General features: G+C 73.5%; 11 protein-coding genes. 6 read left to right on the top strand and 5 right to left on the bottom strand.

Translation table 11 applies throughout. From position 1 onward, the window contains the following. Window positions 1-63: 63 nt before the first annotated feature. From qcrC to ACSNOB_RS15495, 4 genes are all read left to right on the top strand, one after another. Window positions 64-897 carry a cytochrome bc1 complex diheme cytochrome c subunit gene (qcrC, locus tag ACSNOB_RS15480; RefSeq protein ID WP_436687259.1) on the top strand — a complete coding sequence of 278 codons (834 nt, stop codon included), beginning with the start codon at window positions 64-66 and terminating at the stop codon, window positions 895-897. A 67-nt stretch (window positions 898-964) separates the two neighbouring features. Further along, a complete protein-coding gene (gene qcrA, locus ACSNOB_RS15485) occupies window positions 965-2,053 on the top strand; it encodes a cytochrome bc1 complex Rieske iron-sulfur subunit (protein ID WP_436687260.1) in 1,089 nt (362 codons plus the stop codon). Then, on the top strand, window positions 2,050-3,678 hold the full coding sequence (qcrB, locus tag ACSNOB_RS15490) for a cytochrome bc1 complex cytochrome b subunit (protein ID WP_393103353.1): 1,629 nt from the start codon (window positions 2,050-2,052) through the stop codon (window positions 3,676-3,678). Before qcrA ends, qcrB begins: the two co-directional genes overlap by 4 nt. Window positions 3,679-3,793: 115 nt before the next feature. After that, window positions 3,794-4,471 (top strand): DUF4142 domain-containing protein, encoded by a 678-nt coding sequence (locus ACSNOB_RS15495; protein WP_393103355.1) that lies wholly within the window; start codon window positions 3,794-3,796, stop codon window positions 4,469-4,471. Window positions 4,472-4,550: 79 nt separating this feature from the next. On the opposite strand, the gene ACSNOB_RS15500 is transcribed toward ACSNOB_RS15495, so the two are convergent. The 5 genes from ACSNOB_RS15500 to ACSNOB_RS15520 all read right to left on the bottom strand — a co-directional run bounded on the left by ACSNOB_RS15500 (window position 4,551) and on the right by ACSNOB_RS15520 (window position 10,086). Further along, window positions 4,551-4,838, bottom strand: coding sequence for an Lrp/AsnC family transcriptional regulator (locus ACSNOB_RS15500; RefSeq protein WP_436687261.1), 288 nt, complete (start codon window positions 4,836-4,838; stop codon window positions 4,551-4,553). Between the two features lie 36 nt (window positions 4,839-4,874). Continuing rightward, window positions 4,875-5,753: a nucleotidyltransferase family protein gene (locus ACSNOB_RS15505; protein ID WP_436687277.1), complete on the bottom strand. Its 879-nt coding sequence runs from the start codon at window positions 5,751-5,753 to the stop codon at window positions 4,875-4,877. 62 nt (window positions 5,754-5,815) lie between these two features. Beyond that, window positions 5,816-6,358, bottom strand: a complete 543-nt coding sequence (locus ACSNOB_RS15510; protein WP_393103357.1) for an NUDIX domain-containing protein — start codon at window positions 6,356-6,358, stop codon at window positions 5,816-5,818. A gap of 52 nt (window positions 6,359-6,410) precedes the next feature. After that, entirely contained in the window at window positions 6,411-8,201 is a 1,791-nt protein-coding gene (locus ACSNOB_RS15515) for a RelA/SpoT family protein (protein ID WP_436687262.1), read from the bottom strand. Window positions 8,202-8,331: 130 nt separating this feature from the next. Continuing rightward, window positions 8,332-10,086: a DEDD exonuclease domain-containing protein gene (locus tag ACSNOB_RS15520; protein WP_393103361.1), complete on the bottom strand. Its 1,755-nt coding sequence runs from the start codon at window positions 10,084-10,086 to the stop codon at window positions 8,332-8,334. A 127-nt stretch (window positions 10,087-10,213) separates the two neighbouring features. Between ACSNOB_RS15520 and ACSNOB_RS15525 the strand changes: the two genes are divergently transcribed. Beyond that, window positions 10,214-11,767 carry an NYN domain-containing protein gene (locus ACSNOB_RS15525; RefSeq protein ID WP_436687263.1) on the top strand — a complete coding sequence of 518 codons (1,554 nt, stop codon included), beginning with the start codon at window positions 10,214-10,216 and terminating at the stop codon, window positions 11,765-11,767. Between the two features lie 176 nt (window positions 11,768-11,943). After that, the gene (locus ACSNOB_RS15530) at window positions 11,944-12,159 is read left to right on the top strand and encodes a hypothetical protein (RefSeq protein WP_436687264.1); all 216 of its coding nucleotides are present in this window, start codon (window positions 11,944-11,946) and stop codon (window positions 12,157-12,159) included. Window positions 12,160-12,384: the final 225 nt, after the last annotated feature.

Raw genomic sequence — 12,384 nt, forward strand, 5'->3', positions numbered from 1 at the left:
GTCACGAACCGCGCCGCTGCTCCGTCCCCTGAGACAAGGTCCAACCGGTTAAGGACACAGGTCATGACTTCTGACAACGACCGCCGACGCGGTCTGCTCGCGCGGCTGCGCGAGCGGCCCGCGGCGCGCAGCAGGGGCCGCCGCCGGCTGGGTGCCGCGGTCCGGCTGTTCGCCGCGCTGATGCTGGCCGGCGGCGCCTACACCGTCTTCGCCCCCGGCGTGCAGGCGCAGGACACCCCGCTCACCGGCGCCGCCGCGGAGGGCAAGGCGCTGTTCGACGTGAGCTGTGTGACCTGTCACGGTCGCAACGCCCAGGGTGTCGAGGGGCGCGGGCCGAGCCTGATCGGCGTCGGCGCGGCCTCGGTGGAGTTCCAGGTCGGCACCGGCCGGATGCCCATGGCCCGGCAGGAGGCCCAGGCGCAGCGCAAGCCGGAGCTCTTCACCGACGAGGAGGTCCGCCAGCTCGCGCAGTACGTCCAGGAGCTCGGTGGCGGCCCGATCGTTCCGGACGGCACCAACCTGCACGAGGACGGAAACATCGCCGCCGGCGGCGAGCTGTTCCGGATCAACTGCTCGCAGTGCCACGCCTTCGGCGGTGGCGGCGGCGCCCTCTCCTCCGGCAAGTACGCGCCGAGCCTGCGTCCGGCCAGCGACCGGCAGATCTACGCCGCGATGCTGAGCGGCCCGCAGAACATGCCGGTCTTCGGCGACAACCAGATCTCCCCGCAGCAGAAGGCGGACATCATCGCCTACATCCAGGAGACGCTGAAGCACGACCAGGATCCGGGTGGCTTCAACCTCGGTCGGTACGGGCCGTCCACCGAGGGCCTGGCGATCTTCCTGGTCGGCATCGTCGCGCTCGTCTTCGCGAGCCTGTGGATCGCGGGCAAGTCGTGACCGGACGGATCATCCGATTCAGTGCTGTGGTGCCGGGGTCCGGCACCGCCCGTAGCGAGGTGACGGCATGACCACGCACACCGAGCACCAGGCCCAGCAGGGCCGGGAGCCGCTCGACGTGAGGACCCCCGGGCTCAGCCAGTTCGACATCGTCCGCGAGGGCGCGCGCCGGGACGACATCGAGATCGTCCACTACGAGCCGCAGGTCGCCCCGGGCAGCAAGGCCGAGCGCCGGCTGACCCGCACCGTGGCGTCGTTCTTCCTGCTCACCGGGCTGGCGGCGACCGCCTTCCTGGTGATCTACATCTGGTGGCCGTGGGAGTACGCTCCCGGCCGCGGCGGCGACAAGTGGTACACCCCCCTGCTCGGCGTCACCCTCGGCGTGGCCCTGCTGGGCATCGGCTTCGGCATCCTGACCTGGGGCAAGAAGCTGCTGCCCAAGGAGGTCTCGATCCAGGACCGGCACGAGGGCGCCGTCAGCGAGGACGAGCGGATCATCACCGGCCAGACCATGCTCTACATGGCCGACGAGCTGGGCGTGAAGCGCCGGCCGCTGCTCGGCATCTCGCTGCTGGCCGGTCTCGCGCCGGTCGGCGCGGTCGCCGCGGCGCCGCTGGTCGGCGGGCTGATCTCGCACCCGCACAAGGACAACCAGATGTTCACCACCGGGTTCGCCCCGGCGGAGGGCGGCAAGAAGGTCCGGCTGGTCCGCGAGGACGGCCGTCCGGTGCGCCCGGCGGACATCAGCTCGGGCGGCCAGATCACGGTCTTCCCCGGCATCGACCACGGCGTGAGCAACCGGCACGCCGACTCGCCGACGCTGCTGATCCACCTGCGTGACTCGGACGCGGAGGAGTCCCGCCGGGCCAACGAGCGGGTCGGGCACGGCGACTACATGTGGGGCAACTACGCCGCCTACTCGAAGATCTGCACGCACGCCGGCTGCCCGGCGAGCCTGTACGAGCAGCAGACGAACCGTCTGCTCTGCCCGTGCCACCAGTCGCAGTTCCTGATCACCGACAATGCCCGGCCCATCTTCGGTCCGGCCAGCCGGCGGCTCCCGCAGTTGCCGATCGAGGTGGACTCCGAGGGCTACTTCGTGGCCAAGTCCGACTACACCGAGACCGTCGGGCCCGACTTCTGGGAGCGGCCGTGAAACGGCGCAAGTTTGACATGGCAGCTGTGCCGGGCAACGCCGCCCGGGGTGTGGACGACCGCTTCCAGGTGGCCACCCCGCTGCGCCGGCTGCTGAACAAGGTCTTCCCGGACCACTGGTCCTTCCTGCTCGGCGAGATCGCGCTCTTCTCGTTCATCGTCCTGCTGCTGACGGGGGTCTTCCTGACCTTCTTCTTCGAGCCGGGGATGACCGAGGTGGTCTACAACGGCAGCTACGCCCCGCTGCGGGGCACGCCGATGTCGGCCGCGTACGCCTCCAGCCTGGACATCTCGTTCGACGTCCGCGGTGGCCTGATCATGCGGCAGATGCACCACTGGTCGGCGCTGCTGTTCATGGCCGCGATCGTGGTGCACATGCTCCGGGTGTTCTTCACCGGCGCGTTCCGCAAGCCGCGTGAGACGAACTGGATCATCGGTTCGCTGCTGTTCTGGGTCGGCTTCCTGGCCGGCTTCACCGGCTACTCGCTGCCGGACGACGGCCTCTCCGGCACCGGTCTGCGGATCGCCTCGGCGATCATGCTCTCCATCCCGGTGATCGGCTCCTGGGTCACCTCGTCGATCTTCGACGGGGAGTTCCCGGGCACCATCATCATCAGCCGGTTCTACATCGCCCACGTGCTGCTCATCCCGGGTCTGCTGGTCGCGCTGATCAGCGTCCACCTCGGGCTGGTCTTCAAGCAGAAGCACACCCAGTGGCCCGGCCCCGGCCGGACCAACGGCAACGTGGTCGGCGAGCGGATGTTCCCCCGCTACGCGATCAAGCAGGGCGGCTTCTTCATGGTCGTCTTCGGCGTGATCGCGCTGATGGGCGGCCTGTTCCAGATCAACCCGATCTGGCTGTTCGGCCCGTACGAGGCGTGGGTGGTCTCGGCCGCCAGCCAGCCCGACTGGTACGTCATGTTCCTCGACGGCTCGACCCGTCTGATGCCCGCATGGGAGATCAACATCCCGATCGGCGACGGGTACGTGATCCCGCCGCTGTTCTGGCCGACGGTCGTGCTGCCGGGCATCCTGGTGGGGCTCTCCACGCTCTACCCGTTCCTGGAGGCCCGCCGCCTCAAGGACTACCGCAGCCACAACCTGCTCCAGCGTCCCCGGGACGTGCCGGCCCGCACCGCGGTGGGCGCCATGGCGGTCGCGTTCTTCATCGTGCTGACCCTCTCCGGCGCCAACGACGTCATCGCCGACAAGTTCCAGATCAGCCTGAACGCGATGACCTGGGCGGGCCGGATCGGCCTGCTGGTGGTCCCGCCGCTGGCGTACTACGTCACCTACCGGATCTGCCTCGGCCTCCAGCAGCACGACCGGGAGGTGCTCGCCCACGGTGTGGAGACCGGCATCATCCGGCGACTGCCCGACGGCCGGTTCGAGGAGGTGCACCAGCCGCTCGCGGCGGTGGACGCGCACGACGGTCACGGTGGGCTGGAGTACGCCGGCTGGGTCGTGCCGAAGAAGATGAACCGGCTCGGCGCCCTCGGCCCGGCCATCCGGGGCTTCTTCTACCCGATCGAGAGGCCGGCCGAGGCGCCGGTCTCGCCGGGCCACCCGCCGGTCGAGCCGCGACCGGAACGGGAGCAGATCGGCAGCGGCGAGAGCCGTCGCTGACCTCGCGACACCCCGACGTGAGCCGTGTCGTCCCTCGCCCTCCGGGCGGGGGATCGCAGGAATAACCCCGGTCAGCCGGGTATCCGTGCGGTCCAACGTCTCAAGGGGGGGAAGCATGTTGGGTATCAAACGCCTCGGCCTGCTGGCCGCGCTGGTGCTGGTGGGAATCGCGCCGGCTGCGGCGGCGCAGGCCGCGGTGCAGCCGTCACAGCAGGACACCCAGTACCTGCAGGCCATCCACCAGGTCAACCTGTTCGAGATCACCGCGGGTGACCTGGCCCAGCAGAAGGGCCAGAACCAGGGGGTCAAGGACCTGGGCGCCCGGCTCAAGACGGACCACACGCAGCTGGACCAGACGGTGCAGCAGACCGCGTCCCAGCTCGGGGTCCAGTTGCCGAACGAGCCGACCGCGGACCAGCAGTCCGTGATCGACCAGCTGAACAACGCCAGCGGCGAGGAGTTCGACCGGCTCTGGGTGACCAGCGAGCTGACCGGTCACGTCCAGGCCATCCAGGCCACCCAGACGGAGATCTCGCAGGGCTCCGAGCAGTCGGTGGTCCAGCTCGCCCAGACCGCCCTGCCGACGCTGCAGGCGCACTACGACGCGCTGGTCCAGCTCGCCGAGCAGCTGGGCATCCCGGTTCCGCAGACCAGCGGCACCGGCACGCCGGGCCCGGGCGGCACCACGCCGGCTCCGGGCGGCACCACCGGGACCCCGGCTCCGGGCGGCACGACCGAGTCGCCGGCTCCGGGCGGCACCGTCACCGAGACGCCGGCTCCGACGCAGAGCTGACGTCGCCGTACCACGACGGCCGGTCCACCTCCGGGTGGGCCGGCCGTCGCGTCGTCCGCGCCGGGCCCGGCGTCCGTGGTCAGTCGGCGTTCGCGAGCCCGATCGCGAACCCCTCCTCCAGGTCGTGCTGGGAGTACGCCCGGAAGGCGATGTGCGACTCGGTGTTCAGCACCCCCGGCACCTTGGAGATGCTGCCGGCGATCACCTGGGCGATCTGGTCGAACTCCCGAACCCGGACCATGGCGATCAGGTCGACGTGGCCGGCCACCGAGTAGACCTCGCTGACGCCGGGCAGGGCGGCCAGGGCCTCGGCCACCTCGGGAATGGAGTCGGTGGCGCAGTCGATCAGCACGATCGCGGTGATCACGGGACATTTCTCCGTTCGTCGGCGTCGTCGCCCATGCTATGTGCTCCCCGGGCCCCCGGACGGAGGTGTGGCGGGGACGGTGAGGTCGGCGTCCGCGCGGATCGCGCCACGCAGGCGTTCGCCGGGGCGGACGGTGGCGCCCGGCCAGACGACGGCGCGCTCCACGTCGCCCTGGACGACCGCGCCCGCGCCGATCACGGCCTCCCGGCAGCGGCCGGTCACCGTGGCCGTGGGCGCCACCAGGTTGCCGCCGCCGGCCGCGTGCAGGTTGGCCGCCAGGTAGTCGGCCGGCGTGCCGGTGTCGTAGAACGTGCCGGGGTAGGGCACGACGGTCAACGCGCCGGCCGCCTCCGCCGGGCGCCAGATCGCCCGGACCAGGTCGCCGAAGCCGGTCGGCAGGTCCCGCACCAGCCGCCACGGCAACAGCGAGAAGCCGGTGAACACGTGGCCGTCGAAGGTGCCGGGCGCCGCCGGGTCGGCGGCCGGCTGGCCGAGCAGGCGTACGGATTCGCCGTCCCAGTCGCGCAGCAGCGCGGCGATGTCCGGGCCGGGGGGACGCGCGGGGTCGGCGAGGTAGGCGTCGGCGTTACCGACCAGCACCCCCCGCCCGGCGATCCAGTCCCGCAGGTTCGCCACTCCGCCCGCCGTGCCCAGCGGCGAGCCCGGCTCGACCGACAGGTGGGCGCGCTCCCCGACGTGGGCGACGACCTGCGCGCCGAGGTAGCAGGCGTTGACCGCGACCCGGGCCGGCCCGACCAGGCCGAGCCCGGCCAGCCGGTCCAGCGCCCGGTTCAGCAGCGGCACGTTGCCCACCGGGCAGAGCGCCTTCGGCAGCCGCTCGGTCAGCGGCCGCAGCCGGGTGCCCTCGCCCGCGGCGAGCACCACCGCGCAGACGTCGACCCGGGCGGTGTGCACGGGCGCGCGCTGGTCGGCCCGGTCGGTGCTCGCGGGCGCGCGGTGGTCGGCCCGGTCGCTGTTCACGGGCGCACGTCGGGCACCGGGGGCGGGAACTGGCCGGCCAGTGGCCCGATGTCGTAGTACGCGAGCAGCCGGGCCGTGGGCCAGGTCAGCTTCGGCAGGTCGTCCAGCGGGTGCCAGGCGGCCTCGTAGACCTCGGCGCCGTCGACCTTCAGCTCGGTGGTCGAGGCCGGGACCTCGGCGGTGAACACGACGTCCACCCAGCCCTTGGCGTGCACCACCGCGTTCGGGACGGCGGGGCTGAGCTGACGGGGGGAGAGCCGGACGCCGGACTCCTCGTACAGCTCCCGGGCGGCCCCCACCACCGGCGCCTCGCCCTTCTGCAACAGGCCGGCGGGCAGCCCCCAGCCCTTGCCGGGCGGCTGCCGCAGCAGCAGCAGCCGGCCGGCCCCCTCGGCCTCGCTGTCCCGGACCAGGGTGACCGCGCCGACGATGTACTTCGGCACGGCCAGCCGGACCAGGCGGCGGCGTACCGGCAGGGGCAGCCGGTAGAAGACCTGGTAGGCGACGGCCCGGCCGGTGGCGCGCGAGCGGGGGATCATGACTCCAGGCTAGTGGCCGCGAGGAACGTTCGGACGACCCGGGCCCGAGGAGTCACTGCCGGTGGTCCACCAGGTCGATGAGCTGGCGTACGACGGCGTCCGGCTCGATCACCCGGTCGAAGACCGCCACCAGCAGCGTCTCCAGGTCGGGGTAGCCCAGCTCCTCGGACAGCCGCAGCAGGGGCAGGTCGCTGGCCAGCCCGCGGTCGTGCTTGCGCAGGGCCAGCCCGATGGTGGCCCGACCGAGGCGGACCTTGTCGATGATGGAGATGCCCGGCTCGGTGTGCTCGGCGAACCACCGGCTGATCTGCATCTGCGCGTGCGGCGACTTGACGAAGTCGAGCCACTCCCGGCGCGGGCCCCGGGGGGCCACGTCGGCGTCGAAGCCGTTCGCCGCGTCGGTCTCGGTGAATATCTCCACCACGTCGCCCTCCTCCAGCGCGGAGGAGAGCGGGGCCAGCCGGCCGTTGATCCGCGCGGCCAGGCAGTGGTCGCCGCGCTCGGTGTCCAGCTCGTACGCGAGGTCGACCGGGGTCGCCCCGGCCGGCAGCACGATCTGGCGCCCGTCGGCGAAGACCTGGATCTGCGCCTCGGCGAGGTCGCAGCGCAGCGACTCGAGGAACTGGGCCGGATCGGCCGCGTCCTGCTCCCAGTCGAGCACCCGGCGCAGCCAGTCGAGCTGCTCCGCGCACGCCGCCGTGCCGCCACCGGGGCGCGGGAAGCGGAAGTCGGCGGCGACGCCGTACTCGGCCGAGCGGTGCATCTCCTCGGTGCGGATCAGCACCTCCACGGTGCGGTCCTTCGGGCCGCAGACGCTGGTGTGCAGGGAGCGGTAGAGGTTGTTCTTCGGGGAGGCGATGAAGTCCTTGAACCGGCCGGGGATCGGCCGCCACAGGCCGTGGACCGCGCCCAGCGCCGCGTAGCAGTCGGTGGCCGGGCCGTCCACCACGATCGCGATGCGGGGCAGGTCGTAGGGGGCGGTGTGGCCGCCGGCCACGGTGTCCTTCCAGATCGAGTAGAGGTGCCGGGGACGCGGGGTCACCTCGGCGTCGACCCGGTTGCGGCGCAGCGCCGACTTCGCCCGGGCGACCACCTCGTCGAGGTACGCGTCCCAGCCGGGCCGGTCGTGCACGTGCCGGGCGATGCGGGCGTGCTCCTCCGGCTCCAGGTGCAGCAGCACCACGTCGTCCAGCTCCCGCTTGAGCGTCTGGATGCCCAGTCGGTCGCAGAGCGGGATCAGCACCTCCTGGGTCTTGCGGGCGATCCGCTCCCGGGAGGCGGCGGACCGGACGCCGAGGGTGCGCATGTTGTGCAGCCGGTCGGCCAGCTTGATGATCAAGACGCGGACGTCCTTGCCGGCGGCGATGATCATCTTGCGGATCGTCTCGGCCTCGGCGGCCTTGCCGTAGAACGCCTTGTCGAACTTGGTCACCCCGTCGACCAGGTGCGCCACCTCCCGCCCGAAGTCCTCGGCGAGCGCCTGGAGGGTGTAGCGGGTGTCCTCCACGGTGTCGTGCAGCAGCGCCGCGACCAGGGTGGTGGCGTCCATGCCGATCTCGGCGCAGATCTGGGCCACCGCCAGCGGATGCGTGATGTAGGGCTCGCCGCTCTTGCGGAACTGCCCGCGGTGCATGTTCTCCGCGATCGTGTAGGCCCGGCGCAGCACCGAGGGCTCGGTCCCCGGGTGGATCGTCCGATGGGTCCGGACGAGGTGGCTGACCGGGTCGGTGTCGGCCGTGGGCCAGCTCAGCAGCGACCGGAGCCGGCGGGCCAGCGGCAGCTCGCCGGGTTGGGTCGGAAGGGCGCCCCCCAGGGCGGCGCCGCGTCCGGCGTCGACGTCCACGTGGGACACCTCCTCACCCCGGCCCCACGGCTGCCGACACCCCGGCAACCGGGAGCAGGCCCACGAAACGGGCAGGACTGCACTTCTCTAACAGCCTAAGCGAGTCGACGTAGTCCGATCGGTCACTTGGTCATGAGCGTTCGGTCGAGAGTTGGTGGGACGCGGCGCTCTCGGCCTTGCTCAGCAGGTCGCGGAAGCGCGCCGCGCCGGCCACCGGGGACGCCCATCCGGAGGACATCTCGACCAGCCGGGTCTCCGGTCGTTCCAACCAGGACAGGATGCGTTCGGTCTCCTCGGCCGAGGCGCGCGGGATCGGGCCGTGGCCGGGCGGAACGGTCTCGGCGGTCGCCCGGATCGCGGCGATCGTCGGTCGCGGGTGGACCCCGGGCGGCGACACCCCCGCCCCGGCCAGCCGGCCGTGCCGCACCAGCGCCAGCTCCCAGCCGCCCCGTGCGGCCGGGCGGGCGGCGGCCAGCTCGGCGATCCCGGTCAGCGCGGCCAGCCGCTGCATCCGTACCGTCGCCCGCAGCACCGCGGCCAGCCGGGAGCGCACCACCGCGGCCTCCTCGTAGCGCTGGTCGCGGGAGAGCACCTCGATGCGGGCCAGCAGCGCGTCGACCACCGGCTGCGGGTCGCTGGCGGTCGCGGTGCGGAACGGCGCGACCGCGCGGGCGTCGTACTCCTCCGGGGTGATCCGGTGCTCGCAGGGCGCCGGGCAGCGACCCAGCTCGGCCAGCGCGCAGGCCGGGGTGACCGTGCGCAGCGAGAGCCGGTGGGTGCACTGGCGCAGCGGCACGGCGTCGTGGAAGCCGGCGGCGGCCAGCTCCGCCGCGCGGCGGGAGCTGAACGGGCCGAGATAGCCGGCGTCGCCGGGGGAGATGCCCCGGACCACCGAGAGCCGGGGATAGGGCCCGTCGGTCAGCTTCAGCCAGACCGCCCGCTCCGGGAACTTCGACCGCCGGTTGTACGGCGGCGCGTGCGCCCCGATCAGCCGCAGCTCGCGGACCTCCGCCTCCAGCGAGTGCGCGCACTCGACCGCCTCCACCCGCTCGGCCGCGGCGAGCATCTCGGAGATCCGGGCGCGCTTCTCGGCGGCGGTGAAGTAGCTGCGCACGCGGGTGGCGATGTCGCCGGAGGTGCCGACGTAGAGCGGCCGGTCGTCGGCGGCCCGGAAGATGTAGACCCCCGGCGCCTTGGGCAGCCCCTCGGCCAGGTGCCGCTTGCGCCGCTGGGTCGGGGTGACCGCGCGGGCGAACTCGATGGCGTCGCCGATCGTGTCGACCCGGTGCCCGCCGAGCCGGGCGATCAGCCCGTGCAGCACGTCGACGGTGGCCTTGGCGTCGTCGAGCGCCCGGTGGTTCGGCTGGGTGGCGGTGCGGAAGTAGGCGGCGAGGGTGCCGAGCTTGCGGTTGGGCACCTCGTCGCGGGTCAGGACCCGGCGGGCCAGGGCGGCGGTGTCGAGCACCCGTGGGTTGGGCCAGCGGTAGCCGTGGGCGGCGCAGGCGGCCTTGAGGAAGCCCACGTCGTAGGGGGCGTTGTGGGCGACCAGCACGGCGTCGGAGATGAACTCCAGGAAGCTCGGCAGCACCTGCTCGATCGGCGGGGCCGGAACGAGCATGGCCTGGGTGATGCCGGTGAGCACCGTGATGAACGGGGGGATGGGCACGCCCGGGTTTACCAGGGTGGCGAGCACGCCCAGCTCCTCGCCGCCGCGCACCTTCACCGCGCCGATCTCGGTGATCCCGCCGCCGTCCGGCGCGCCTCCCGTGGTCTCCAAATCGACCACGACGAACGTGGTCGCGTACAGCGGCAGCGCCGGGTCGATCCCGCCCGCGCCGGGGTCGAAGCCGGCCAGCGGCTCCTGGACGTACTCCGTCTGTGCCATCGGCGGCACGCTAGCGTCCCGGTCCGACACTCCCGTCCCACCGGCACCAGACGACGCCACCGGTCTAGGATGAGAGATCGGCTCACTCACCGGGCGGTGGGCCCGGTCGCGGTGGGAGACTTGCCACATGCCCCTCACCGAGCCGCACGACGACCGACTCCCGCAGGAGGAGTCGGTCGACGCCGAGCGCGGCGCCGGTGGGAGCGCCCCCGACGCAGCCGACCTGGCCGCGGCCGTCGGCGCGGGCCGGGAGCGCGAGGCGTCCGGGACCGAGGGGTACGCGGCCGACGGGACCGCGGGCGGCGGGCCCGGCGCCGACGGGTCCACGGGCGAGGGGTCCGCAACCGCAGAATCCGGTGCCGAGGGGGCCGTGCCCGAGCCGGAGCCCGTCCTGCCCGAGCCGGTGCGCCAGCGGATCGTGGCGCTCACCGCCGCCGTGCTGCCCGGGCTGCCGGCCGACGAGGTGCCGGTGCCGCTGCGCCGGGTGGCCAAGTTCGCCCCCAACCGCCGGGCCCGGCTCGGCGCTCCGGCCATCGCCGCCCAGCTCACCGGTGACCCGCTGTTCCGGCAGCGGATCACCGCCCGGGTGCTCGCCGACACCGGCGACCTCGGCGCCGCCGTGCTCGAGGGCACCGCGCCCGCCGCCGCCGACCCGGTCGAGGTGGCCGCGCTGGCCTACCTGGCCCGGCCGCGGGGGTGGCGGGAGCTGATCGAGGCCAGCGGCGCGGCGGTCCGCGCGGAGGCCGACAGCGCGGTCGTCGCCGAGCTGGTCCGCGAGGCCGAGCAGCGGGCCACCCGCGCCGAGCACGACCGGGCGGTGGCCCGGGTGGAGGCGGAGAAGCTCCGCGACGAGCTGGCCCGGGTCCGCGAGGAGCTCGGCCAGCTGCGCGAGGAGAACCGCCAGCTGGCCCGGTCGCTGCGCGAGACGCAGGCCCGCGAGCGCAAGGCCGGCGAGCTGCTGGCCACCGAGCGGGGCCGGGCCTCCCGGGCGGCGGCCGACGCCGACGCGGAGCTGCGCCGGGTCCGGGCCCGGCTGGCCGAGGCCGAGGCGGCGGCCGGGGTCGCCCGGGCCACCGCGAAGGAGGCCCGCTCCGTCGACGACGCACGGCTGTGGCTCCTGCTGGAGACCATCGGGCAGGCGGCCGTCGGGCTGCGTCGCGAGCTGGCGCTCGACCCGGTCGACAAGCTGCCCGCCGACTTCGTCGCCGACGCCTTCGCCGAGCAGCCCGCCGCCCCGCAGGCCGCCGCGGCCCGCGCCCGGGACACCGACGACCCGGCCCGCCTCGACCAGCTGCTGGCGCTGCCCCGCGCGCACCTCGTCGTCGACGGCTACAACGTCACCAAGCGCGGCTTCGGGGAGATGTCCCTGGAGCAGCAGCGCAAGCGGCTGATCACCGGCCTCGGCGGGATCGCCGCGCAGACCGGCGACGAGGTGACCGTGGTCTTCGACGGCGCGGAACGGATGCACGGGCTGCCGCCGTCGCCGCGTGGGGTCCGGGTGCTGTTCTCCCGCAAGGGCGAGACCGCCGACGAGCTGATCCGGCGCCTGGTCCGCGCCGAGCCGCCCGGGCGGCCGGTGGTCGTGGTCTCGTCCGACCGCGAGGTCGCCGACGGGGTACGCCGGCACGGGGCGTACCCGCTCGGCGCCGACTCGCTGCTGCGCCGCCTGGCCCGCTCCTGACCGAGGGTCCCGGTACGCCGCCGGAACGGCCCGGCGGGGCTGCTTGATCGCATTCGGGGCCTCCGCGACCGGTTGTCCGTTTCTGTCGTACCCCTCCCGTAGCGTCGGGATGACCGACGGTGGTCGGGTGGTGACGCCGGTGTCCCGCCCGTCGCCGCTGCGCATCAGGAGGCGAGATGCTCATCGACTGCGACGGGTGCGGGGTGCGGGGCGACGGCTGCGCCGGCTGCCTGGTGACCGCTCTGTTCGACGCGTCCCCGGGTGACGGGCTGGGCGGCGCCGAGATCCGGGCGATCGAGGTGTTCGCGCGGGCCGGGTTCGAGGTGGAGGTGCTGCCCGAGCCCCGACGTCCCGTCGGCCGCACCCGACCCGGCCGCCGCCGGGTGGCCTGACAATCTCGTCCGACCACCGCCCACCGACCACCGACCACCGACCACCGACCACCGACGGCCCCGGCCCTCGGCCGAGGACGGTGCCGTCGAGGCGGGCAATAGGATGAGCGCTCACGGCGGGAGGGAGCGGCGGCATGACGCGGGTACGGCGCGGTGACGGCAGATCCGCCGCGATCGGCGGCGTCGCGGGTGCCCGACGGTCGCCTGCGGTGCGGCCAGCCGGCC

This window comes from Micromonospora sp. URMC 106 (assembly GCF_051386395.1).
Lineage (GTDB): Bacteria > Actinomycetota > Actinomycetes > Mycobacteriales > Micromonosporaceae > Micromonospora.